The organism is Propioniciclava coleopterorum, assembly GCF_011393335.1.
Lineage (GTDB): Bacteria > Actinomycetota > Actinomycetes > Propionibacteriales > Propionibacteriaceae > Propioniciclava > Propioniciclava coleopterorum.
Genome location: NZ_CP049865.1, coordinates 1,201,531 through 1,225,245 on the forward strand (window position 1 = coordinate 1,201,531; position 23,715 = coordinate 1,225,245).

At 63.0% G+C, this 23,715-nt stretch carries 25 protein-coding genes and 2 pseudogenes; 17 read left to right on the plus strand and 10 right to left on the minus strand.

Going from position 1 to position 23,715, the window contains the following annotated elements:
* The first annotated feature begins 55 nt into the window (after nt 1-55).
* Nucleotides 56-610, plus strand: coding sequence for a PadR family transcriptional regulator (locus G7070_RS05830; protein WP_166232711.1), 555 nt, complete (start codon nt 56-58; stop codon nt 608-610).
* Between the two features lie 159 nt (nt 611-769).
* On the opposite strand, the gene G7070_RS05835 is transcribed toward G7070_RS05830, so the two are convergent.
* Nucleotides 770-1,168 (minus strand): sulfate permease, encoded by a 399-nt coding sequence (locus tag G7070_RS05835; RefSeq protein ID WP_166232713.1) that lies wholly within the window; start codon nt 1,166-1,168, stop codon nt 770-772.
* A 460-nt stretch (nt 1,169-1,628) separates the two neighbouring features.
* Between G7070_RS05835 and G7070_RS05840 the strand changes: the two genes are divergently transcribed.
* Both G7070_RS05840 and G7070_RS05845 read left to right on the plus strand, forming a co-directional pair.
* Nucleotides 1,629-2,510, plus strand: a complete 882-nt coding sequence (locus tag G7070_RS05840; protein WP_166232715.1) for a helix-turn-helix domain-containing protein — start codon at nt 1,629-1,631, stop codon at nt 2,508-2,510.
* Between the two features lie 43 nt (nt 2,511-2,553).
* Nucleotides 2,554-2,706 carry a hypothetical protein gene (locus G7070_RS05845; RefSeq protein ID WP_166232717.1) on the plus strand — a complete coding sequence of 51 codons (153 nt, stop codon included), beginning with the start codon at nt 2,554-2,556 and terminating at the stop codon, nt 2,704-2,706.
* Nucleotides 2,707-2,717: 11 nt separating this feature from the next.
* Here the strand turns inward: G7070_RS05845 and G7070_RS05850 are convergent, their stop codons facing one another.
* A complete protein-coding gene (locus tag G7070_RS05850) occupies nt 2,718-3,710 on the minus strand; it encodes a C-terminal helicase domain-containing protein (protein WP_206079965.1) in 993 nt (330 codons plus the stop codon).
* A gap of 36 nt (nt 3,711-3,746) precedes the next feature.
* Here G7070_RS05850 and G7070_RS05855 point away from each other — a divergent pair, with 36 nt between their 5' ends.
* Nucleotides 3,747-5,315, plus strand: coding sequence for a recombinase family protein (locus G7070_RS05855; protein ID WP_166232719.1), 1,569 nt, complete (start codon nt 3,747-3,749; stop codon nt 5,313-5,315).
* A 298-nt stretch (nt 5,316-5,613) separates the two neighbouring features.
* Here the strand turns inward: G7070_RS05855 and G7070_RS05860 are convergent, their stop codons facing one another.
* Together G7070_RS05860 and G7070_RS05865 are read right to left on the minus strand one after the other, a co-directional pair.
* A complete protein-coding gene (locus tag G7070_RS05860) occupies nt 5,614-6,315 on the minus strand; it encodes a hypothetical protein (protein ID WP_206079966.1) in 702 nt (233 codons plus the stop codon).
* Between the two features lie 446 nt (nt 6,316-6,761).
* A complete protein-coding gene (locus tag G7070_RS05865; protein ID WP_206079967.1) occupies nt 6,762-9,077 on the minus strand; it encodes an excinuclease ABC subunit UvrA in 2,316 nt (771 codons plus the stop codon).
* Between the two features lie 85 nt (nt 9,078-9,162).
* On the opposite strand from G7070_RS05865, the pseudogene G7070_RS18455 reads away from it, so the two are divergent.
* The 4 genes and pseudogenes from G7070_RS18455 to G7070_RS17620 all read left to right on the plus strand — a co-directional run.
* A pseudogene (locus tag G7070_RS18455) lies at nt 9,163-9,303 on the plus strand (HTH domain-containing protein); the annotation flags it as partial.
* A gap of 54 nt (nt 9,304-9,357) precedes the next feature.
* On the plus strand, nt 9,358-10,104 hold the full coding sequence (locus G7070_RS05870) for a helix-turn-helix transcriptional regulator (protein WP_246227714.1): 747 nt from the start codon (nt 9,358-9,360) through the stop codon (nt 10,102-10,104).
* A gap of 119 nt (nt 10,105-10,223) precedes the next feature.
* Nucleotides 10,224-12,413 carry a MobF family relaxase gene (gene mobF / locus G7070_RS17615; RefSeq protein WP_206079968.1) on the plus strand — a complete coding sequence of 730 codons (2,190 nt, stop codon included), beginning with the start codon at nt 10,224-10,226 and terminating at the stop codon, nt 12,411-12,413.
* A gap of 32 nt (nt 12,414-12,445) precedes the next feature.
* Entirely contained in the window at nt 12,446-13,693 is a 1,248-nt protein-coding gene (locus G7070_RS17620; protein ID WP_206079969.1) for a hypothetical protein, read from the plus strand.
* Nucleotides 13,694-13,758: 65 nt separating this feature from the next.
* Here the strand turns inward: G7070_RS17620 and G7070_RS18460 are convergent, their stop codons facing one another.
* Together G7070_RS18460 and G7070_RS19795 are read right to left on the minus strand one after the other, a co-directional pair.
* A complete protein-coding gene (locus G7070_RS18460; RefSeq protein ID WP_246227404.1) occupies nt 13,759-14,343 on the minus strand; it encodes a helix-turn-helix transcriptional regulator in 585 nt (194 codons plus the stop codon).
* A 219-nt stretch (nt 14,344-14,562) separates the two neighbouring features.
* Nucleotides 14,563-14,724: pseudogene (locus G7070_RS19795) on the minus strand (HTH domain-containing protein); the annotation flags it as partial.
* 95 nt (nt 14,725-14,819) lie between these two features.
* Between G7070_RS19795 and G7070_RS05890 the strand changes: the two are divergent.
* The 3 genes from G7070_RS05890 to G7070_RS05900 all read left to right on the plus strand — a co-directional run bounded on the left by G7070_RS05890 (nt 14,820) and on the right by G7070_RS05900 (nt 16,921).
* Nucleotides 14,820-15,665: an NAD(P)H-binding protein gene (locus G7070_RS05890; RefSeq protein WP_206079971.1), complete on the plus strand. Its 846-nt coding sequence runs from the start codon at nt 14,820-14,822 to the stop codon at nt 15,663-15,665.
* A 40-nt stretch (nt 15,666-15,705) separates the two neighbouring features.
* Nucleotides 15,706-16,026: a helix-turn-helix domain-containing protein gene (locus G7070_RS19800; protein ID WP_206079972.1), complete on the plus strand. Its 321-nt coding sequence runs from the start codon at nt 15,706-15,708 to the stop codon at nt 16,024-16,026.
* Nucleotides 16,027-16,387: 361 nt separating this feature from the next.
* A complete protein-coding gene (locus tag G7070_RS05900; protein ID WP_166232729.1) occupies nt 16,388-16,921 on the plus strand; it encodes an AAA family ATPase in 534 nt (177 codons plus the stop codon).
* Nucleotides 16,922-17,111: 190 nt separating this feature from the next.
* Here the strand turns inward: G7070_RS05900 and G7070_RS05905 are convergent, their stop codons facing one another.
* The gene (locus tag G7070_RS05905) at nt 17,112-17,645 is read right to left on the minus strand and encodes a helix-turn-helix domain-containing protein (RefSeq protein ID WP_166232731.1); all 534 of its coding nucleotides are present in this window, start codon (nt 17,643-17,645) and stop codon (nt 17,112-17,114) included.
* Between the two features lie 75 nt (nt 17,646-17,720).
* Between G7070_RS05905 and G7070_RS05910 the strand changes: the two genes are divergently transcribed.
* From G7070_RS05910 to G7070_RS05930, 5 genes are all read left to right on the plus strand, one after another.
* Nucleotides 17,721-18,080, plus strand: a complete 360-nt coding sequence (locus tag G7070_RS05910; RefSeq protein WP_166232733.1) for a hypothetical protein — start codon at nt 17,721-17,723, stop codon at nt 18,078-18,080.
* Entirely contained in the window at nt 18,077-18,793 is a 717-nt protein-coding gene (locus G7070_RS05915; protein WP_166232735.1) for an ABC transporter ATP-binding protein, read from the plus strand. The genes G7070_RS05910 and G7070_RS05915 overlap by 4 nt, the downstream gene beginning before the upstream one ends.
* Nucleotides 18,793-19,587, plus strand: coding sequence for an ABC transporter permease (locus G7070_RS05920; RefSeq protein WP_083311052.1), 795 nt, complete (start codon nt 18,793-18,795; stop codon nt 19,585-19,587). The genes G7070_RS05915 and G7070_RS05920 overlap by 1 nt, the downstream gene beginning before the upstream one ends.
* 155 nt (nt 19,588-19,742) lie before the next feature.
* Nucleotides 19,743-20,153 carry a DUF3224 domain-containing protein gene (locus G7070_RS05925; protein WP_166232737.1) on the plus strand — a complete coding sequence of 137 codons (411 nt, stop codon included), beginning with the start codon at nt 19,743-19,745 and terminating at the stop codon, nt 20,151-20,153.
* Nucleotides 20,154-20,248: 95 nt separating this feature from the next.
* Entirely contained in the window at nt 20,249-20,800 is a 552-nt protein-coding gene (locus tag G7070_RS05930) for a chloramphenicol phosphotransferase CPT family protein (protein ID WP_166232739.1), read from the plus strand.
* A 160-nt stretch (nt 20,801-20,960) separates the two neighbouring features.
* Here G7070_RS05930 and G7070_RS05935 read toward each other — a convergent pair whose 3' ends face one another.
* The gene (locus tag G7070_RS05935) at nt 20,961-21,536 is read right to left on the minus strand and encodes a GNAT family N-acetyltransferase (RefSeq protein WP_206079975.1); all 576 of its coding nucleotides are present in this window, start codon (nt 21,534-21,536) and stop codon (nt 20,961-20,963) included.
* Nucleotides 21,537-21,675: 139 nt separating this feature from the next.
* Nucleotides 21,676-22,467 (minus strand): APH(3'') family aminoglycoside O-phosphotransferase, encoded by a 792-nt coding sequence (locus tag G7070_RS05940; protein ID WP_166232741.1) that lies wholly within the window; start codon nt 22,465-22,467, stop codon nt 21,676-21,678.
* A gap of 98 nt (nt 22,468-22,565) precedes the next feature.
* Between G7070_RS05940 and G7070_RS05945 the strand changes: the two genes are divergently transcribed.
* The gene (locus G7070_RS05945) at nt 22,566-22,712 is read left to right on the plus strand and encodes a hypothetical protein (protein WP_166232743.1); all 147 of its coding nucleotides are present in this window, start codon (nt 22,566-22,568) and stop codon (nt 22,710-22,712) included.
* Nucleotides 22,713-22,793: 81 nt separating this feature from the next.
* Here the strand turns inward: G7070_RS05945 and G7070_RS05950 are convergent, their stop codons facing one another.
* A complete protein-coding gene (locus G7070_RS05950; RefSeq protein WP_166235037.1) occupies nt 22,794-23,579 on the minus strand; it encodes an APH(3') family aminoglycoside O-phosphotransferase in 786 nt (261 codons plus the stop codon).
* Nucleotides 23,580-23,715 lie beyond the last annotated feature (136 nt).

Consider the following 23,715-nt stretch of genomic DNA (forward strand, 5'->3'; position numbering starts at 1 on the left):
GTATACGGGCATCATCATCGTAGCCGTATACGGCCATGCTCGCTAGCATGGACCCATGCCGACCAACGCGCTCGCCAACCCGCTCGTGCTGCCGATCCTGGGGCTGGTCGCCGAGCAGCCCGGGCACGCCTACGCCCTGTTCAGCGAGCTGCGCTCGCGCTATGCCTACATCAGCGTGCGCAACTCGACCGTCTACACACTGCTCAACACACTCGTAGAGGCCGGCTGGCTGCACTCGGAGCCGAGAGACACAGATCGACAGACGTTCCAGCTCACCTCGGCAGGCCGACAAGCTCTAGCCGAGCGAGTCGAGCATGAGCTCCGAGATGGCGCTCTCGGCAACCGCACCGCATTCATGACCGCACTGGCCTACCTCGGAATCCTCACCCCGACCGAAGCGGCAGCCGCACTGCAAAGTCGCGTCGACCGCATCCATCAGGAGGAAGAGCGCCTTGCAAGCGCGCTTGACGAGGCTGGAAGCGTCCCCGAACTACACATGATTGAAACCCACTACTACCGCGACCAGCTCAATCACGAACGCTCATGGCTGGATGCGACCGTCCGCCGCATCCGCTCCAATACCCTCGCCTGGCCCAGCCGGAAGAGCTAGTCGCCTGACACAGGCGCACGCCACATGACGGGACTCGTCCGCCCGCCGGCACCCGCCCACGAGGTTCCCGTCAACAATGTCCTGGCCAGCAACATCTAGCCACGAGGTGACACCTCCACGCTCGGGACATGATGACCTGGTGACGTAGCGCTGCGGGCGTTATCGAGTTGTGAAGGATGCATCCTTCAAGTCTGGAGAAGACCCGCTCGTTGCTGAGTTCCCTGCTCGCTGCGCGGAGGCCGAGGCGCATCGTTCGCGGATGCGCGCCCTGGCGAGGATGGCGAGGCTCACGGGGCCGATCCAAAGGAACTTGAACCCGTTCCAGAGCAACAGTGCAAACAGGAGGTAGAGGCTCTCGTGCCAGCCGTTCCGGATAAGGGTGACGCACATCGCAGCGGCGAAGATGTATCCGCCGCCCAGGAGGAGCATCGCGGGGATGCCCCATCTGAGGCCTCGGCGGGTGCGGATCTTGTCGAGGAGGATGTTCGTGGGCATCCAGCAGCGCAGGAATCTGCGGGTACGGATGCTGTCGTCCCAGAGTCGCTGGAAGAGCGTCATGGCGGTGTCTCACTTTCACACGGGAGCTATGTCGGTGCGGCTGGTCCTGTGTGGTGAGTGCCCGCCTGGTGTCGGGCGGCCTGCTTCGCCCGCTAACGACGGGTTCGGCGCGTGATTCTTCCTGCCTGTTCCAATTCTACGCCTGACCTCGTCGGCCCGGTAAGCGTTGCAAGCCCTTGCGCTCAGTAGTGACTTCGGAACCGATCGGTCGGACTTTTGGCTCGACACGCCGAGAGCAAGCGTGAAAAGGAAGCGGAGCGAAATCCTGATCGACAGCCCTCCTGCTGTGTGTCGATCGAGCCGTCCCTGCCGATCGGTCACTAACGGGCATTGCAGGGCTTTGCATCTTGACGTCGCAGAGGAGCGTCGCAAGGTGGCATCACATGACGCAGCACGAACCGACAATCGGGACGATCCTGTTTGAAATGGTTGCGTGTGTCAGATGTGATTTCATGGAGCCATGAACAGCACAACGCCCGCACCAGGTGGTAAGTCGGATGCAGCAACACCTGCCGAGACCCGGGAGTACATGACCAAGCTCTCGGGACGTGGGTATGCCCAGATCCGACACATCCTCGTGCAGCTTCCCGAGGAGGGGCAGTCCCGCGCGAGCACGCTCGCACGAATGGTGACCGGGCGTCGCCATCGGGAGCTGTTGCTGTATCTGCTGCTAGTGTCCTGCTGGAACTGGCTCGAGGAGAACCATGAGCCGCTATCCGCAGCTACCTGGATCCGCGCGCTGACCTCGAAGGACGGCGTCACCTGGTCGCCTTCCACCCTGTCCCGATCGTGGAAACGACTCGAAGAACTCGGGCTGATCGAAGAGCGGAAGCGTGACGACCGTCTGGTTCGCGTCGTTCCTCGACGAGAAGACGGCACAGAGACGTATACCGCTCCAGCCGGGCGGAAGGACCGCTGGAACACCTACTTCGTTCTACCCGATGAATTCTGGACACAGGAGCTCTTCGCGAAGCTGTCCCTGCCTGCGCTGGCGCTACTGCTCGTCGTGGCGAAAGAGACCAGCTACCAGGGTGAGTGCTGGTTCACCTACAACCGCATGGACGACTGGTACGGGCTGAAAGCCAGATCGGTGCAGACGGGCGTGAACGAGCTCAGAGAGCTCGGCCTCTTGGTGTCGCGCGAGGAATCCGTCAAGGCTCCGCTTTCTCCTACGGGCAAGACTGTGCGGACCTACTACTCCCTGACCGGGGAGTTCAGCTACGCGGCACGGTCCGCCCGGCAGAAGACCGCGCAGAAGGAAGCCCAGGCGCGAGAGCGCAAGAAGGCGGCTGCGCCGAAGGTTCGAATGAAGCCCGCCAAGCAACGTAAGAAGAGCAAGTAGGAGTAGGCAGCGAGACATGCGAGACGAGAAGGAGGTGGTACGGATGATCAGACCCAGATTCAGCGACGCCGGGTGGAAGACGGTGCGTTCGGCGCTCGACAGTTGGCCGCGCACACTGCGTCTCGCTGTCATCATGCTGGTCGCATTCACGCCTCCTGTCGCCCTCGCATGGCTCGCCGTCGAGCGGTTCATGTGACCTGATGTCTTTCAGAGGCGACGCTCAGAGGTTCGGGGAGCCGAAAGCAGAGCAGCGGCGTGCTCACCGTCCCGTGAGGTCATCGCAGAGAGCTGCGCTTGGGCGCGTTCGTAGTCGATGCGCTGAGCATCGTCGCCGGGCACCGCTCCGAGTGGGCTGCTCGAGGTGACGCCCCATCGGTCGCGGTACGCGATGATCGCCCGTGCCGCAGCCTCACCCTCTGCGGGAGCGGTCTCGTCGAGTCCCGTCAACCAGGGCTCTGGCTGCTTGAGGAGGTTCTCGACCAGGGCATCGATGCGCTGCTCCATGAGCTGCTCCCGCTCGTCGAGGGCTTGCCTCATCGCGGGATCGGTGATCCCGGTCGCGCGCGGGACCAGGCCGGCGATCATCCCGGCGGCCCGCTGCGGAGCAGGCTGGTAGGCCGCCGTGATGCGCTGGAGCCTGTAACGCAGCAGCGACCCGAGATCCTGCACCTCGTCCAGTCCTCCAACCTGGATGATGCGCGGGAGAAGACTGTCGATGTCGTGCCCGTCGGCTTCGAGCCTGCGCAGCTCGGTGGTGAGGATCCCGAAGGCGTCTGTCTCGACGAGCTCGTCGATCGTCTCCGCCGTGAGGCCTCCGGCGTGCAGGAGGGCGATCCAGCGTTCCTGTCCCGCGACTTGTGCGATGGTGTCGTACTCGGCCGCGAGTTGCTCGAGCGAGCCCCAGAAGTCCTGCTCCACGGTGATCGTGTCGTGCGCGGAGAGCTCTGCGCCGGGATGCTGCAGGATCCCGTAGAGGATGCTCCGGGCGGTGTTCTGCAGGTCCTCACGGTGCTGATGCTCCTCAAGGTGATGCTCGTCCGTGGCGACGTAGACGCGGTTGGATTCGCGGCCGCGGGTCATCGCGACGTAGAGGGATTCTCGGGTCACTTCCGGTGAGTGGACGACCGCGTGTGCGGTGTCGACGGTGGACCCTTGGGCACGGTGCGCGGTGACGGCGTAGCCGAGGTTCTGTAAACGCACCTACCTCTCACACGAGTAGGAAGGTGGGGCCGAGAGATGGGCCACGAACAGCAGGAACAGACCACGGAAGCGTTGCGGGCGGTGGTGTACGTCAGGATCAGTGACGACCCCGAGGGCACCGAACGCGGCGTGGATCGGCAAGAGGTCGACTGCCGCGCCTACGCCGAAGCCCACGGCTGGGAAGTCGCAGCCGTATTCCGAGAAAACGACACGTCGGCGTTCAAGCAGCGCACGATCACACTCTCTTCGGGTGAGCGGGTGCGGCGGGTTGTTCGCCCGCAGTTCCGCGCCATGCTCAAGAATCTCGCGGACGGCCAGGCGCAGGTGATGGTCGCGTATGACTTGGATCGGGCGGTGCGCGACCCGAGAGATTTGGAAGACCTCATCGACGCGAAGGTGCTCGGCGGGTTCACCGTCCGCTCCGTGACCGGCTCGCTCCGGTTGGATACGGATTCTGATGTGGCGATGGCCAGGGTGCTGGTCGCGATGGCGAACAAGTCATCGGCGGATACTGCCCGTCGTGTCGCACGGGCAGCGAAACAGCAGGCCATCGAGGGTGCCTGGCACGGCGGCCGGGTGCCGTTCGGATACCGGGCCGAGGCAGGCGCGCTCACGATTGATCCGGTGACGGGGCCGCTGGTGGTCGAGATGTACCAGCGGGTGCTCGCCGGTGACTCCCTGTACCGAATACGGAAGGAGTGGAACGAGCGCGGCATCCTCACCACCCACGGATGCAGGTGGTCGGATCGGACGCTCAAGATGGTGCTCTACAACCCCTCCAACAAGGGCGTGCGCGAGTACCGGCCCGTCATGCCGGACGGGAGCCGCGCGCGAACCTCGAAAATGCAGGTGAAAGCGGCGTGGCCCGCGATTGTTGACGAGGACACCTGGCAGCAAGTCTCCGACGTACTCGATGCCAGGAAGAAGGCCCGGAACTTCCACCAACCCGGAAGTGGTTCGGCGGTGCGGATGTACCCGTTCTCGGGGTTGATTCGCTGCTCACTGTGCGGGACGGCGATGATTCACCGGGGCGGCGTGTACCAGTGCATCCAGCCGACCCCAGGCGGGTGCACCCGTTCGATCCGCTCTGCCGAAATCGAGAAGCTCGTGGAGGAAGCAGTGCGTGCGACGTTCGAGCAGATCACCCTCCACCCCACGAAACACCGAACCTCCGGCAGAGACCTTGCGGCCAGGGTCGGGCTCGCGGCGACGCTCGACGCGGATAGGGAACGCTTGGCGAGGCTGGATGATGATTACTACGACGGCCTGATCGACAAGACCATGTGGGTGCGGCAACGTGCGAGGATTGCGGAGCGGATCGAGTCGACCCGCCGCGAGCATGCGGCGACGATGCCCGAGCAGCACGCAGGGCTCAACATCGACATGACCACGGTTGCGGCTGAGTGGAAGGGGCGTACCCCGATGTGGCAGTACCAGGCCGCGAGCCTGATCCTGCAAGCGGTACTCGTGCACGCTCACCCCGCAGACATGATGACCGCTGTCCCCAAGCGCCGCAACGAGAGCACCGAGGACTTCCACGTGCGCCGAGACGCGCACCGCGCGGCAGTGCTCGCACGCCGGGTCGAGTTCATCTGGCGCGCATAGCCCCGACGATGCGTGACCGGCCCCGCGTTCCTGGCTACGAAAGCATGTCAGGGTGCGGGGCCTTCGCGTTGCTCGGCGACGGGTACACGCATGGGGCGCGGAGCGTTGCAGAGTCCGCGCAGCCGAGTCAGCACGGCTGGATCATCTACGACGGTGGTGAAGCCCTGCGCGCGCCGCGAGGCGGCGGCAAGCTGAGCGCCGAGCGTGGAGTTAGGCGACGGCTCAGGGGCGGTGGAGGTGTCAGTGGGGGTAACGGTGCGGGTGCTCATACCGTTAGGTGCGGAGCCCCACCCCCAAATCAAGGCGCGGCGTGCTTGTCGGGGTTGGCGGTGCGGATCATCTTCATCAGCGCCTGATCGTTGCACAGAGCGTCCAGCGTTTCGCCGTTCAGTAATCGCAGCAGCACACCATCACCCATCGGCGTGCCCGCGTGCTTCAGGTCGGGATGCCCGAGTGTGATCCGCAACAGCGCAGACCACGACCGGGGCGGCAGACCGAGCAGCATTGGGATCGTGCGGTCACGGCGCAGCACCTCGACCCCTCGCTGACGCGAGGAGAGATCGGCAAGCCGGTAGGCCACATGCTCGACGCACTCGGCAACGAGCGCAGCATCCCAACCCGCAGACTCGAACAGCGCGACCGTGGCAGACAGCAAAGCGGCCACTCGCGCCTCACGCTCGCTCTCGTCCGGGTCGTCGTCGCGGTGCGTGAAAGCGGGATGGTAGTCGGCCAGCCGCTCCCGCTCGGCGAACCGCACCGCATCATGGAACCCGGCCATCCGAGAGGCGTGGCGTACTTTGCTGGCAGAGGTCAGCATCCCAGCAGCGCGAGTCTCCGCGTGACAGGTGATCTGCACAGCACGCGTCACCACCGCCCAAGGGTTGCCCGCGTTACGCGTTGAAGGGGCGAGCATCACCTCGAACGCGGCGGACGCGACCGCCCAGGCATCCAGCCCGTGCTTACGTGCGAGTGGCCGGTACTTCGTGGCGGTGTAGCGCATGAGTTCGGCTGCTTCACGGTCACCCCGCCAAGCGCCCGGCCCGGAATCGTGTAGTCGAGTTAGTAGGGAACGTAGACCTTCTGGGCTCTCGTAACCGCCGCTGGTCGAGCCAGTCGTTCCCGCAGCATCGTGGGTAGCGGGTGAGGTGTGTTCGTCCACGGTGACGCCTCCCACAAGGGAGGTGCGCCATCAGCACCCAAAGCCGGTAGGTGCCCTGCATGCCGCACTGTGCCGGGCGCGGTCGGGGTCTCCGCTGTCCGCCGTTGGACGCGAAATATCAGCCTTCTTGTCAAGCCAGACGCTGGTTCAGGCTTTGATGCGATCCCGAGCTTTCCTGCTCATGGATCGACCTCTTCGGCAAGCATCGAATACCGTGCGGGAGGAGGAATCAGGTCAGAACGGTATCGCCGATCAAACGTGGCTTTGCGACCCTTCACTGAGCGTCGTCATAGTCGCTTCGAGGTGTTCAGTGTGGGGTGAGTGGACTGCAGATACTTCCCGGTGATTGAATCGCTTGCGGTGAGGAGGCCCTGTGGGGGTCCGTGGTAGACGACGGTGCCTCCTCGTTCTCCTGCGCCGGGGCCAATGTCGATGATGTAGTCAGCGTGCGCGACGACCCGTTGGTTGTGTTCGATGACGGTGATGGTGGCTCCCTCGTCCACGAGCCGGTCGAAGAGTCGGAGGAGTCTGTCGGTGTCGGAGCCGTGGAGTCCGGCGGTCGGTTCGTCGAACACGAGCCGCAATCTCGAGGGTTCGGGAGTGTCGCTGAGGTGTTTGGCGAGCAGGAGTCGCTGGCGTTCGCCTCCGGATAGTGTGTTCGTCGTTTGTCCGATGCTGAGGTACCCCAGCCCGACGTCTTCCAGCCATCCCAGCGGTGTCGTGATGTCGCGGACAGACCTGAACAGGTCGAGGGACTGGGAGGCGTTCATTGCAAGGACGTCAGCAATCGAGTGTCCCTTGAACTGGGCGGAGAGCGCCTGAGGATTGAACCTGGTCCCGCCGCACGCCTCGCAGGGTGTGCTCACGTCATCGAGGAACGCGAGGTCGGTAGTGATTAAGCCTTTGCCCTTGCAGACCGGACACGCACCTTTTGCGTTGGGGCTGAACCACGACGGTGCCATATGGTTGGCGCGAGCGAACTCACGGCGGATGGGGTCGGCGATTCCCAGTACGGTGGCGGAGGTTGACCGGTTCCCGCCACGGAGTGGTTCTTGCCCGATGACGACAAACTGCGGGTGTTGAGCTGGGAGGATTTGGGCGGCGAGGGTGCTCTTCCCGGAACCCGCGACCCCGGTCACCACGGTGAGGACTTCGAGCGGGATCTCAACGGTGACATCCTGAAGGTTGTGGGCTGTGGCACGTTCGACGGTCACCCACTTCGTCGGTGTCCGAGGGTTGAGGTTGAGACGCACCTGCTCGTGCAGCATCCGACCGGTCGCCGTGTCGGTGGCGGCCAGTTCGTCGGGTGTCCCCTCGAACTGGATGTGACCGCCGTTCGTCCCTGCCCCGGGCCCCAGGTCGATGACGAGATCGGCCGCAGCGATCACCGCAGGGTGGTGTTCGACGACGAGGACGGTGTTGTGGGCATCACGAAGGTCTGCCAGGAGCGTGAGCAGCCGGTGAACGTCGTGTGGATGGAGGCCGACGCTGGGCTCATCGAAGATGTAGCAAACGTCGCTCAAGGCACTGCCGAGATGCCTGACGATCTTTACCCGCTGTGCCTCGCCGCCGGAAAGCGTCGTCGAGTGCCTGTCCAAGCTCAGGTATCCCAGCCCAACGGCGTCCAATGCTCTCAATCGTTCGCTGATCGCTGTGAGGACCGGATTCACGCGCGAATCATGAACACCGTGCACCAGGTCCCGTAGTTCGCTGACCGGGAGCGCGGACCAGTCAGCAATCGACCGGCCGTCTATGAGACTCGAGCGAGCGGCCTGGTTCAACCGGGCCCCGTGGCACTCGGGACAGGGCTGCCGAGTGACGATCCTCGCCAGCCCCGCTCGTTCTTCGTCGGTCAGCCGAGAGGGCGTCTTGCGCAGGTAGCTGTTGCGCAGCCTGGGAATCACTCCGTCGAAGTTGCTCGACTTCGGGTACTTCGGGTCAGGGGACGCCAGCGGCAGATCCTCCGCGTACAGGAGACTGTTGAGCACGTCGTCGGGCAACTCGGATAAGCGCGTCTCGGGGTCGGCAAGGCCGGAATGCACCATTCGAGACCACCGATAGGTGCCAGGTTCAAACGCCGGGAAACGAATCGCACCCTGATTCAAACTCAGCCGCATATCGAGCAACTGGTCGAGGTCGATATCGTCAACCGTTCCCAATCCCTCGCATCTCGGACACATCCCGGACGGGTCGTTGAACGAGTATGCCGGCGAGTAACCGGCGCAGGGCTCTCCGATACGAGAGAAGAGCATCCGCAGCAAGGGCGCGATGTCACTCGCGGTGCCAACGGTCGATCTCGCGTTGCCCGTGAACGGGCGCTGATCCACGACCGTCGTGAACATGAGACCGTCGATGCGATCGACATCAGCTCGTCCGCTGGACGGCAGACGGTTGCGGACAAACAGCGGGTACGACTCTGCTACCAAGCGGGTGGCTTCCGCGGCGATAGTGCCGAAAGCGAGAGACGACTTTCCCGACCCGGAGACGCCGGTGAAGGCGGTGATCTGGTGCTTCGGTACCCGCACAGACACCTCTTGGAGATTGTTGGTCCTCGCTTGCTCGACACTGATCCACGCAGCACGGTCCCCGCTCATCTTCGTCATGTCTCAACGCTACGATCAGTTGTGGACAGGTATTGACCGCAACCTGTTTGGCAGGAGGGCAAACATGAGGACGCCACGGGAGCGGATGCTGCGCTTACTCTCGTTGCTACAGAGCGGCCGCCAATGGACAGCGCCCGATCTGGCCACGGCGACCGAGAGCACACCCAGAACACTGCGACGCGACATCGAGTTCCTCCGAAACCTCGGGTATCCCGTCCAGAGCAGCCGTGGTCCCGGAGGTCACTACCAACTCGTAGCAGGCCGAGCACTCCCGCCACTCATGCTCGAAGACGACGAAGCAATTGCGGCAGTCCTGAGCCTGAAACTGGCAGCCAACGGAGCAACGGTCGGCGAGGAGACTATGACTTCTGCGGCACGAGCCGAAGCAAAAATCCACCGCATCTTGCCGCCCAAACTCAGGCGCACCGTCGACGCCCTCATCTCGACGACCGACATCTCCAGCACAGCCGGAACACTTCCTGAGTCAGGCACGGCGAAAACTGTCGCTGAGGCAATCACAGCCCACCGAATCCTGCGCTTCGACCATGCCAACACATCCCACACGACACAACGTGAGGTAGAACCGGCACGCCTAGTGCGGCTCCAACAACGCTGGTATCTCTTCTCCTGGGATCGCGCCCGTAGCGACTGGCGTACCTTCCGACTCGACCGGATGAGCAATCTACAGATCGGCGACGAGCACTTCCATCCACGCACGCTGCCTGCCAATGATCTCCCCGCATACCTCCGCACACACTTCCAAGGCGTCCCCGAACGCACGGTAGTTCTCGCCCTCCACGAAAGCGCAGAACACGCAGCCGACCGCCTCTACCGCATCGACGGCACCATCGAACCAATCAGCGAACAGGAATGCCGCTACACGGCCCACGTCGACTCATACGAATGGCTTGCGCTCTCCCTTACACTCACCGACATCGAGTTCACAATCGAATCACCGGACGACTTCCGCGCCTACCTCGCTCACCACGCAAACAGAATGCTCCGCGGAGCCCTCCCGCCAAGATAAGCCTCTTCGTCACGCAGCCCCACTGACACCAGTCCATGTGTCACCAGCCCATGTGTCACCAGTCCATGCACGTATGCCACGGCTGGGCCGTGGTGCGCACCTTCCTCATGAGGCGACTCATGAGGGAGGCCGAGATGAAGGGCGGGGTGATCCTGTTCCGCGGCACAGGTGCTGCCGCGCGCCGCTATGTCGAGGCCGACCGCTCCCGCGCGGACGAGTACTACCTCGGCGCGGACGACGCCGTGGCTGAGTACGCGGTGCTCGACTCTCACGGTGAGATCGCTTCCACTCGTTCGCTGACCGCTGAGGAGTATGAGGGGTGGGTGGACTGGACGGAACCTGTCACGGGCAAGTCGATGGGCACCCCACGCAATCCCGGCGAGAGGTCGAAGGGGTCGCCGTTGTTCGCAGAGATGACGATCAACGCCCCCAAGAGCCTTTCGGTCGCTGCCGCGCTCCACCCCGAAGTGTCGGCGGCGCTGGACGCGGCGCAGCAGGACGCGCTGGGAGAGATTCGACGCTGGCTTGGCCAGCACTCGGTGACAAGGGTCGGGCCGCGCGACCAACGGGAAGTGCTGTCTATCGAGCGGATGCAGGTCGTCGGCATCACTCACAAGACATCGCGGGCTGGTGATCCGCACCGGCATATCCATATGCAGATCGGTACTCGGGTGTTTGCGGCTGGGAAGTGGCGGGCGCTCGATACTGCGGCGTTGTTCAAGCAGCAGGGCGCGATCCGCGCTCTCGGCACCGCGGTCATCGCCGCGCACCCGCACCTCGCACAGACCCTCGCAAAGCACGGCCTGACGCTCGACCCAGTGTCCGGTGAGGTGGTGGAGTTGCAGCCATTCAACGGGGTGATGTCGAAGCGTTCGGCCCAGATCAGACGCAACCTTGACCGCCTCGAAACCGAATGGGAGCAGCAGCATCCCGGAGAGGGGCTCGGCCCGGTGATGACAGCGCGGCTGCAAGGCATCGCCTGGACACACGAACGGCCTGGAAAGAAGCCCGCTGACTTGAAGAATGAGCAGTGGTGGGTGCAGGAACTCGCCGACGCCGGATACGACCCCGCTGCGCGTCAACGCCGCACCGTGCAGCGTTCGGTGTTGTTGGATGATCTTGCGGTGCAGGAGGTTGCATCCCGTGCGCTGGATCGCTGCGCCGCTGCATCATCGGCATGGACGAGGCACACAGTGCAGGAGCACGTCACCCGCATCACCACCGAACACGGCGTACGAGCGACCCCCGCTGAGTTGCGCGAGTTCATCACGATGGCGACCGTGCTGGCGGTCTCGGATTGCTTCTCCGTGCTCCCACCGGATGCGGCGATGCCGGAGCATGTCGCGCACCTGACCAGCCTCACCGTGGTCGCCGCCGAAACCGCGCTCCGCGACCAACTCACTGCCAGCACACCGAAGCAAGAGCCCGCCCACCCGGAGGTGACCGAGGCCGCACGCGCGGCGGGGCTGGATGACGGGCAGGCGGTCGCTGCTGCTGCGGTTGCGTCGTCTGATCCGTTGGTGATCGTAGAGGGCGCTGCGGGGAGCGGGAAGACGACGATGCTGCGCACCGCCATCGACGTCTCCGCCGAGCACGGGCGGGGATCGCGGGTGGTTGCGCCGACGCTGCGCGCGGCGCAGGTCGCGCACGACGAACTCGGCATACCCGCCACGAGCGTTGCAGCACTCGTGCACGCGCACGGATGGAGATGGAACCGCGACGGCGTATGGACACGCCTCACTCGCGGCGACACCGACCCCGACACCGGGCGAACCTACACCGGCCCGCCGAAAGAGGCGCGGCTGTTGCGAGGTGAGCGGGTGATTGTGGACGAGGCCGGGATGCTCGACCAAGACACCGCCCACGCCCTCCTCACTGTGACCGCCGAGGCAGGCGCAACTATCGCGCTCGTCGGCGACCGCGCCCAGTTGCCCGCCGTCGGCCGGGGTGGTGTGCTCGACATGGCCGCCCAGATCAGAGGCCGCACCTACGATATGACTGAACTGCACCGGTTCGCTAACGCTGCATACGCGGCCCTCACGTTGACGATGCGCGACCGTGAGAACCCCGGCGACGTGTTCGACCGGCTCACCGCGATGGGGCTGGTGACGCTGCACCTGGACGAGGAGCAGGCCCGCGACCAAATCACGGAGCACGCTACCCAAGGTGATGCGATTACGGTCGCCTCGAACGACGAAGCCGCTGCCCTGAACGAGCGCATCCGCACAGGACGGGTCGAGCGTGGTGAGGTCGATGACACGATCACAGTGACTGGCAGCGATGAACTGCCTATCGGTCGGGGGATCTGATCCAGACGCGGAAGAACGACACCGCGCTTGACGTGGCGAACCGGCAACAGTGGATCGTCCAGCACGTCACCGACGACGGTACCATGTACGCTCGCGAAACCGGCAGCGGGCGCAGAAACCCGCGCACCGTCGTCCTCCCGCCTGAGTACGTGAGCGAATACGCGCACCTGTCCTATGCCGCGACTGCGTATGGCGTCCAAGGCGCAACCGTCAACGTCTCACACACGATGCTCACAGCGGCGTCGAGCGCAGCAGGCGTCTACGTCGGTATGACACGAGGCCGCGAGCACAACCGGTTGCATGTCATTGCCGAGGATATGGCGGATGCGCGGGCGCAGTTCGTTGATGCGGTGAAGCGTGACCCCGCCGACCGCGGCCTCGACCATGCCACCGCACAGTCCGTCGAAGCAGTACGCGGCATCGTCAAAAACGGCCCGATCCGGCGCGTCACCGAAGAACTCGTCCGACTCGACAGGGAGGCCCAGCGTGCCGAACGAGCGGCTGAGCGGTGGGAGCAGACCGCGAACAGGCTCGACGCCCAACTAGCCGCACACACGGTCGAGAAGGAGAAGGACGCCGCTGTGCTTCGTCAGGCCGAGGAAGAAGCGGCGCGGGTGCGTGCCGAGGTCACCGCGCCTCTCGCGGAGCAAGCCGAACGCGACGGCGAGGCATACCTTGCCAGCGTCGAGGAAGAGAGGACGGCGAGCGCGCGCCTCGCCACTGTTGGGCGGTTCGGGCGACGCAAGGCTCGCGACGAGCACCGTGCTGTGAGCGACCAAGCAGCAACCATCCGAACACATCTTCGCGATGCGTGGGAGGCTGAACCGCCACGAACCCCCAGCGCACTACCCGATTGGGCTGCACAGGTCGCAGAACGGCGAGCAGAAGCCGATCCCCGCGTAAGCGAAGCCGCCCAAGCTGTAAAGGCTGCGCGCACCGAACGAACCGCGACCGGTGAACGTCACCGCAACGAGCGCCTGGCGCTCTTGGCCCACGAGTACGGGCCTGAGAACGCTCGCGCACACCAGTACGGGATGCACGCCCTCAACCCACACCGTAACGCCCGCGACGCCCGCGCACGCGCAGCCATGCTTCGTACCGAGAGTGAGAAACTCCGCAGCCTCCCGGTGAACGATGCCGCCAAACTCATCGAGAGCAAACGCGTCGAGCGAGCGCGCGCGCAGCAACAAGCCGAACAGCGTCAACGGCGGATCTCTTCGCCCGAACCATCCTCGCGTCAAGGCCCAGATTCGCCGCGTGAGCGCGGAATCGGGTTCTGACCCTTCACCTCCTAAGACTTGGACGTAGCCTGCGTCCATTCAGAAGAACAGGGGTGGATGGCTAACTAGTCGTGAGCTTGGACGGCTGCGGTGAGTCGGCGGGCGAACTGGGTGATGTCGGTTGCCATGTCGGGTGGGGCTTCGATTCGGAAGTTCGAGTCGAGGTAGCTCAGTGCTGGCAGGACTCGTTGCCACGAGTCGAGTGCGAGTAAGGCCTCGGTGCGGGTGTGGTTCACCGAGCTCAGTCGGGCATCTTCGTGCCGGAGGGCGTCAGCGACGGCGGCTATTGGGGCGTCGATGGTGATGCGCACCCTGTGGAAGGTCTCGCCGAGCCCGGATCGCAGGTATGCCACAGCACTGTCGGCAGGGAGCGGCCTTGGCTCGTACCGCGTTCCCGTGCTGTGGAACTCGCTGATACGGTCGGTGCGGAAGATACGCCAGTCCTCGCGATCAAGATCCCACCCCAGCAGGTACCAGCGCAGTTCGATATAGACCTGGCGGTGCGGTTCCACTCGGCGCCTGCTGACGTTCTCGCGCGCATCAACATAGCCGAACGTGACGATCTCTTGAGCGGCGACGGCATCCCCGATACTTCCGAGTGCCACCGCGTGAACGCTCGGCGCGATGCGCCGTTCCGCTTCGACACTCATGCGCAGGGTCAAGGCTCTGCGTCGTAGTCGTGCCGGTAAGAGTGCATCGATCTTTCCATACGCACGACTGGCGGCGTCGCCGAGAGTTCCTGGCTGCGCAGGAGCGTTCGTGGCGAGGGTGGCCAAGCTGATTACTGCAGCAATAGTCTCCTCGTCATCGAGCACGAGCGGAGGCACCCGCTGCCCTGCGGCGAGTTGGTAGTGACCTCCTGGACCTGGCCGCGTAGTCACTGGGTACCCATATCCTCGTAGCCGCTCGACGTCTCGCCGTAGCGTCCTAGGGCTCACCTCCAGGCGTGCCGATAGTTCCTCCCCGGTGAACGCCTGCCCGCTCTGCAATGTGGCGAGCAGGCGCAGCATTCTCTCAGTGACATCGGCCATGACATCATCCTAAAGATGCGGTCAGAATCAGACCACATCTCCTGTTAGCGTCGAAGTGAACCGACGTAAGGAGTGGAGACATGACGATAGGGGTAATGACGCCGAACGGACACGTTGGGGCGCATGTCCTCCGTCTGCTCGTGCAGGCGGGAGAACGCCCGCGGGCGTTGGTTCGCAACCCGAACAAGCTGGATCAGAGCATCGCGGACTACGTCGATATTGCTATGTTGGACGCCTGGAACGAACCTACTGTTGTCGAGGCGACCCGAGGGCTCGAAGCGGTGTACTGGGTCAGCCCGACCGCGACGGACAGCGACCCGCTCGCAGCGCACTCCCTCGCCGCACGCAACATCCGCACCGCAATCGAGACCAATCGAATCGAGCGAGTGGTGTTCCAGTCCAGCGTAGGAGCCGAGAAGCGGCACGGTGTCGGAGAAATTGACGGCCTCGCCGCAACCGAGTTGGAGTTGGAAGCCAGCGGCGCTTCGGTCGCGCATTTGCGATGCGGGTATTTCTTCACGAACCTACTCATGGACATCGACTCGATCCGCGGAGGTGTCCTGAGCACAGCGATGGACATCGAGCGCCCGATCGCTTGGGTCGCTCCCGCCGACATCGCTACGGTCGCAGTAGGGCGCCTGCTCTCCCGAACGTGGAGTGGTCGCGAGGTTCAGGCAGTCCACGGCCCCGAAGACCTGTCGTTCACACAAGCCGCGGCGATCCTTTCGACCACGCTAGACGCGCCCGTGTCAGCGCTTCAGCTCAGCGACGATAACGTCCGATCCGCGCTCGGCGAATTCGGCCTGCCCGAGGCCCAGATCGAGGCAATCGTGATGATGGCCGCCGGGATCAGGGATGACTTCACTCCCGAGAATCCACGTACCTACGCGACGACGACGCCCACCACTCTTTCCAGTTGGGCAGCGGAATACCTCTCTTGAACCGATTCACGGATCGTCGTGCGGACTGGCCGTAGCGCAGATGGCGGCGCCTCACGCTGCTCCGCGGCGACATCACCCGTCGATCGCTCAGGCGAGCAGCGTCTTCAGGGACGCCTGCAAGATGACGCCGTTGGCTTACCTGACGAAGTTCCGTATCATCGAAATGGCGCGTCTACTACGCGAGACCGACCTCACTATCGCGGTCATCACCAGACGCCTCGGATGGAACAGCCCAGAGTCATCCGTAACTGCGTTTGCCTGCCATTACGGAGTCACCGTGCGTCTGTCGTCGCAGCGGTCCATCATTCGCTTCAGATCTCGGGCCGGGCGAAGGCGTCGCCCGCGACGCGAAAAGTGCTAACGGAAGTGCTAAGCAACCTGTAGGTCGGGGTATCGCGGTGGATTTATCCACAGGCCAGATGCTGTAGATCGTTGATTTCATGCGGCAGAACGCTAGGTTGAGATTCGTAGCGCGAGGGGGTCGAGCTCAGTTCAACTCCCACGCCGTTGACTGCGCTCAAGCTAGGCTGGTGCACGGCAAACCAAAAGGTTAAGACGTAGCTATGTTTGCTCCCCTACGGGTATCTTCCTCGACGTAGTGGGAGGCCAGTCTGAGTGAGCGGTCACCATGTCGGCTGGACACCGCTGCTGCCGGCTGCGCTATGCTGTCCCCCGATCCGCCTGGAGTCAGCTCGCGCACTGACGACTGATACCGTTGGAAAGTGCTTAACGTAACGTTCGACACTGTCTTGATCAATGGCAGCGTTGGCACGGGGAAGACAACCACTGCCGAGAGGCTCGGCGGCGAGTTGGAGCGGTGCGGTATTCCTGGCGCAGTCATCGATGTGGACTGGTTGCGCCGATCGTGGCCTGCGCCGCCTGGTGACCCTTTCGGGACCGCACTGGCGCTGGAGAACATGCAGGCAATCGCCTCGAACTTCCGGCGCGCGGGTGCCCGCGTGATTGTGGTCGCAACAGTTGTCGAGTCACTGGAAGAGTTGCGCCGCGCTTCTGGGGCGTTGGCCTCGAGAAGGCTGTTGCATGTGCGGCTGACAACGACACCCGATGCGGCGATCTCGCGTCTGACCAGGCGGCACGCGGACGATAAAGTGATCCTGCACTGGCATCTACAGCGTCACGCGGGGCTGGCAGGTATTCTCGACCGAGCTGGCTTCACTGATGAGTTGCGTATCGACACAACTGAAAAGCAAGCCATAGAGGTTGGGCGCGAGATCCTCACTACTATTGTCGAATGAGCGAAGCCGACGACCGGTTAGACGAATGGGAGGCACTCCAGCCGCCCATCGTCTGGTGCGCACCGGAGGGCTTGCTCACGGACGCTGCCGGATCCGGCACCTGTGGCATAACTCTCACGGTGCGCACGCGCCATGTGGGTCGTTTGTCCGGCGAGTGTTCACGTCGGCGTAATGCAACCGGGCTGAGAATTTAGTCGTCGGCGTCGGGGATGAGGATGGTGGCGAGGCTGATGCGACGTTGTGCGTCATCGCGTCGTTGGAGGTAGGGCGTGAGTACTTCCATGAACTCTGTTTGAAGTTTCTCAAGGTCTTGCGTGTCGAGGTAGAGCGGTGCACTTGCGAACCCGAGGAATCCGCGCAAGTCTGTGCGTCCGTCTTCGAGAACCTCTTCGAAATCATTTGAAAGGTCGCTGACGAACATTGCGAATGCCGACCGCAACTGCAGAGTGTCCATCGCCTGCATCTCCTCATGGCCGACGTGGGCCATGCGCTCCCCGAGTGCGAGCGTACGCTCGATGGCACCACGCACCTGTCGTTCGTCGACGACCGCCAAGATTTCGGCATCAAGCAGGGCCGCGACGTGCCGGTACAGCGTGGCCTGCTTCACTTCCGGCAGTGCTTTGCGGAGCTGAGCGGTGGTCATATTGCGGCGGCCGATTTGTTGAATGATCTTCATGCGAACAGGGTGGAGCACGAGGTCGGCGACCGGACGCTCTGCAACCATGGCTCTACCCCTAACCGTTATCACTGTGATAATGTTCTCATTGATGTACCACCCATTGAAGCAGAGGAGAGCGCGATGACGCAGGCGACCTATGGAATGGCTGGCGTTGACGTGCGCTTCCCTGGCTGGGAGTCCCTGATGGTCGGGCGAAGCTTCCTGCACGTTCCGTTAGCTGCGGTTCGGTCGGCTCGCGTTGAGCCTGGCTGGTCTTCAGAAGTACTCGGCATTCGTTCTGGTTTCGTCGTGTCCGGCTATCGCAAGCTCGGCACCTTCACTCACCCCTCGGGTGTCCGGCGACTGGTGTCGATGAAACGGGGCATGCCCCTCCTTCGCCTTCACACGGTTCGTGACGAGACCGGGTTCGACGAGATCCTCCTCAGCACCGATGACGCGGAGAGCATCGCGCACAACATTCAGGCAGGCGTCGCACGATGAGCCGTGCGCCGATTGAGATCCAGGGTCTTCGTAAGAGCTTCGGTGCTGTTGACGCAGTATCGGAGGCCACGTTCATAGCGGCGTCAGGCCGGGTCACGGGCTTCCTGGGCCCGAACGGTGCAGGGAAAACGACGACGCTACGCATACTGCTAGGGCTGACCCGACCGTCCAGAGGAACGGCACTTGTGCAGGGAAAGCGCTATCGAGATCACCCCCACCCGGCACGCATTGTCGGGGCGGTGGTGGATATTGCGGGCGCGCATCCGAGGATGACCGCCAGGCAGCACTTGCTCACTTACAGTGCGCTGTCCGGGCTTTCTCGGACACGAATCGAAGCGGTGCTCGAACAGGTGGGCGCGACCGCTTTCGCTGACCGTCGCATCGGCACGTTCTCGACCGGAATGCGCCAGCGGCTCTCGCTTGCGACGGCGCTTCTGGGCGACCCAGAGATCCTCGTGCTCGATGAACCCTCCAATGGCTTAGACCCGGGGGGTATCGTTTGGCTGAGAACGTTCCTCCAAGAGTTCGCGAGATCAGGGCGCACCGTCTTGTTGTCCAGCCACGTGCTCGGTGAGGTCGAGCACACCGTGGACGATGTCGTACTCATCGATAAGGGGCGGGTGAGGCGAGCCGCCTCTCTCACCGATATTCGCTCGTCAGGCGCATCCCTTGAGGACGTGTTCCTTCGCGCGACACAGGGAGGAGACCAATGATGAGTGTGATCCGCGGCGAGCTCATCAAACTGCTCACTCTTCGTCTCGCGCTCTGGACGATCCTCCTCGCAGCAGCCTGCGGCGCACTCCTGACAGGCACACTCGCATTCATTGGGCCGGAGAACGCGACCCCGCCAATGCCCGGGCTCGATACCCCAGATGGCGTCGCGATCGTTCTCGGGCTTCCCACGGTGCTGTTGTTCATCCCCGCGCTCATCGGCACCATCGCCATCACCTCCGAGTACCGGCACCGAACTATTGGCACCACGTTCCTCGCAGTGCCAAGGCGGGGGCAGGTGCTTGGTGCGAAACTCGTCGTCTACACCCTGCTCGGCCTAACATACGGGCTCGCCTCCTCGATCGCATCCGGTGCAGCACTCTTCGCAGGAGCAGCAGCACGAGGAGTGACGATTCCGGTGCCTGTTGGCGAGATCATCCTGCCGCTACTCCAACTCGCCCTCGCAGCGGCCGTGTACATGGTGTTAGGGGTAAGTATCGGAGCGCTCGCCCGCAACCAACTCATCGCCATCGGCATCGTGCTCGGATACTTCTACTTCATCGAGTTCGTACTCATGATGCTCCCCGGCGTGAACAAGCTATACCCCTTCATGCCAGGCGGAGCCACAGCCTCGCTGACGAGCTTCTCCTTCCTCACCGACACTCTCGCCGAGCAGACCTCACTCAGCCCGGCCTCGCTGGCGTCTCCTCTCATGGGAGCCGTGATACTGCTTGCTTACGCGGGAATCGCCGGACTCCTCGCAATATTTGTGACGTTGAAACGCGACCTGAAATGACGAAAACACCGATCGAACTCTCAACGCTCTTAACGTCACGAACCTCTGAAATGTCGGTATCCTCCGAAGCCAAACGAGGTGCAAGTCGGCGAGCTCAATTCGCCACTCCGTCAGTGGAGCACTTCTAAACGCCCATAACCCATCAAAGGAGAATCATGCGAGCAACAGGAACCTTCACAGTGGAAGCATTCACTCCCATCGAGCCACCCTTGAACGCCGGACCCGAAACTGGCACACCGGTAGCCGTCGCGACAATGGAGAAGCGCTTCGCCGGAGACATCACTGGACGTTCGACGACGCTGTTCACCTACGCACTCGACCCAGCGAGCAATATCGGCGGATACGCTGCAATGGAATCTTTCGAGGGATCGCTTCACCACCGTTGGGGAACTTTCAACTTCACGCACTCAGCGACGACAGCAGGTGAAGATCGGAGCGCAGAATCCTTCGCCATCATCCCCTCCAGCGGCACCGGCGAACTGAGTGGAATCTCAGGCGACGGGGGGATCGCCGTCGACCCCGACGGAACCCACCGGCTCTGGTTCGATTACCACCTTCCCAAATGAACGCCAACCCTGCTCGCCGCACTGAGCGGCGAGACCGCTCGGCCGAGGGAGGTAGCGGGCCTCGACGGGTGAACGCACGGGAACCGGAGGCGCAAGTGATCGTGCTCAACGGCGGATCAAGTTCGGGAAAGACGTCTATCGCACGAGCACTGCAGGAATCCCTTCCCGGAACCTGGCTGACCTTTGGGGTGGATACGTTCATCGAAGCGTTACCCGGCCGGGGCGACAGCCTGAAGTCCGGAATCAGCTACGGCCCTGATGGCACTGTCGTGGTGACGGAGCAGTACAAACGGCTGGAACGCGCTTGGTACTCAGCACTGCATACGCTGGCGCACTCGGGTGCCAACATCATTCTTGACGAGGTGCTGCTTTCCGGAGGTGAGGGGCAACGGCGTCTACAGTCAGCATTTGATGGGGTGCCGATGCTGTGGGTAGGAGTGCGCTGCGATCCAGAAGTTGCCGCGGCCCGTGAATGTTCTCGCGGCGACCGCGTACCGGGCATGGCACGCTTACAAGCCTCGCGTGTTCATGACGGGGTCGTGTACGACATTGAGATCGATACCGCTGCACGATATCCCGAAGCCTGCGCACAGCTACTGGCCGATTTCGTGACCTCGAAACGTTACTCACCCGTCGAGACAGAGTGATCGGACTTGCCATCTTGTTTCGAACAGCAATGCATCCCTGATTCCTGTGGGAAAGAAACCAAACGGAGCGTCAAGTCAGAGCACGAGGACGTATTTCAGCAGCGCCGCACCCTCAGAGGAAACGTGATCTGCGTGATGGCCTTTCGGCCCGCAAGAATCACTAACCTGGTAGGTTTCGGCTCATGAATACTGCAACCTCGCCTTCTGATGCAGTTCCGCGATACAGAGAGGTATCCAAACCGCAAAACTTAAACCCCATGCGGAGATACGCGCGGATGGCCGGTGCGTTGATGTTAGTGACTTCCAACCACAAGGTTCGTGCGTTCAGTTCACGCCCGTAGTTAGCAGCGAGGCCAACCAGTTCCCGTCCCAGCCCTCTCCGACGATACTGAGGGGAGAGTTCCAAATCCGCTATCACGACTCGTCGATTCCACACCTCGAAAACCACGTCAATAAACCCGCAGCGGGTCCCGTGCGCGTTAACGGCAACAAATCGCGCTGACTCCTCGACATCCTCAACGTCGGTGTCTTCGCCAAGAGGAAACCTCTTGACGATCGGAGAGGAGACACTCTTCTCGTTGAGAGTAAACCCGTTGGCAGAAGGCCACACCTCGAAAATGGTGTCGGTGACGAAGGAACCATCAATGTCACCGAGCACCAAGTCATCACTCGGCAGGCCCCGACGAAATGTTACCCTGCCAGAGTCAAGGAAAACGTCTTTCTGCTGTTCACTCACCTGGCAATCGTAGCAAGGCACCCAGAGATGCAACCGCGGTCGACTCGTTGGCCGTGACCCTGGCGCTTCGGACAATCTCCTTATTGCCTTTGGAGCCGGACGGCTTCCTTCTGCGGATTCTGCGTACGCCGGGCATGGTCTACCAGGTCAGCGGGTCGAGTCGAAGGTAGAAGTCCAGGCGGTCGGGGTCAAGGGCGATGCCGTACCGGGAGGCGAAGTCGTGATCCGCCCATTGGGCCGTGTCTTCGTTGGGCCAGGTCTCGCGAGCGTTCGCCAGCAGGAGCGCGATGTCGGCGTAGGGATCTGCCTGTCCGAGTCGGCCGAGGTCGATGAGCCCGGCCACGAGCGAGGTATCAGGGTCAATAAGGATGTTGGGGAGGCAGAAGTCTCCGTGGCAGACTACCCTGTCGGCGTCCTCTTGTTCCTGGCGGGAAGGGAGGTCGCGTTCCAAGCTTTCGAGGATCACCGCGGGCGGGGTCTCGATGAGGTGCTGGGGCAGGAACTCGGGGTGGACCCGGTTCTCGACGACGGTCGCGCGGGCCAGCGTGATCATCTCGTCCAGCGTTCTGCCGTACGGGCACGTGCTGGCGGGGATGCTATGCAGCCGGACCAGGGTGTCGGTGATCGACGGCCATGCCTGAGCGAGATGGGCCGGGTCGAGCCGGTCAGCCGGGACGCCCGCGACGGCGCTGGTGATGAGGCAGGCGCCGTGCTCGGTGATGCGCCAGTCGAGCACGCTGGGGCCGGGAATCCCGGTGGTCGACAGCCACTCGATCCGATCGCGCTCGCCTTCTAACGTGTGCGCATCAGCAACGGAGACGACCTTGGCGAACCGTTCCCCGGACACGTGACGCAGCACAATCGCGCATGACTCGCCATCGGTGACGCGCGCCCACACCGAGCAATCGGAAAGCAATCCGGTCAGTGGCATCGAGGGAGACGACATGCCTCTATCATCTCGCGTCGACCGTCCTTCACGTGCCCTACGCGACCTCACGACCAATACTGACCAAACACAGCATGTCCGCAATGACGGCAAAGCAGCGCGCGATGTTCGCTCACCTACTACGCATGACGGTCTCGATGCGGATGATGAGCGCCGGCGACGGCTACGAGTACCTTCTGTACTCGTTCCCGGCCGCAGACGCCGACCGCGCTGGCTCTCGACGCCGCTGATCCACTACTACGCGAAGGAAGGTGCCCCGTGCGCGAGCAGAAGTAGCCGCGTCTGGATCGGCTTGTTTTTGCAGCGAACCCTCAGAGGAACTCGTCCATGAGCCGGTAGAACCGTGTCCGTGCCGGGTCGAGGTCCTCGATCCCATACTGGTCGAGGAACAAGGGCACCCATGATTGGCCGAGTTGCTCGGCTATGTCCCGCGTTGCTAGCGCGAGGTCCTGGTGACGGTCGGCAAGGCCCAACCGCCCGCAGTCTATGAAGCCAGAGAAGCGGTCCTCGTCCACAATCAAGTTGGACAGGCATGCATCCCCATGCGTAACAATGAGATCTTCATGAACGGGACGAAGCCTCTGAAGCATCACGAGCAGTTCGCTTGGGTCGCGGTCACGGTGTTCATCGTCGAAATCATCAGTGTCGACTAGGCCCGCCTCCCAACGGGCACAGGCCTGCTCGATGCGGTGAGAGACACGGTGGTCGAAAGGGCAGCTGTCCGTCATCAGAGTGTGCAGCCAGCGCAACGCCTTAGCCGCGATCCGGGCCTTTGCCGCAGGTTCAATCGGAGCGGAGGACAGGTCGTTGCCTGGAACGTCGTCGAGCAACATCCAATGCCGCCCTGTAGCAGTGATTTCGTCGAGCACGCGGGCACATGGCACTCCCGTTGTCGTCAGCCATCTCAGGCGCGCCGCCTCACCGGGGAGTTCGCCCAAACATCTGACTGGTTCCGTCTTAACAAAGAGGACGTCTCCGTCTGGAGACGTCAACCGAAAAACGGCTGCGTCCGATCCACCGGTAGTCTGCAACTCCCATGAGTAGCCGGTCAGTTCCTGTTTCCACGTGATTGGGAACGCAGGGCGGACTGGGGACATCCGGCTCCTAACAAGACTGCGGGTTCTGGCCAAGTATAAATCGTTCTGAATCGATCCGACGTGCTCGACCACGAGCGGCATCGGGTCAGCTGCGGCTGTACAAATCATCGACGTAGGTTGTCTCGCAGCAGCTCGG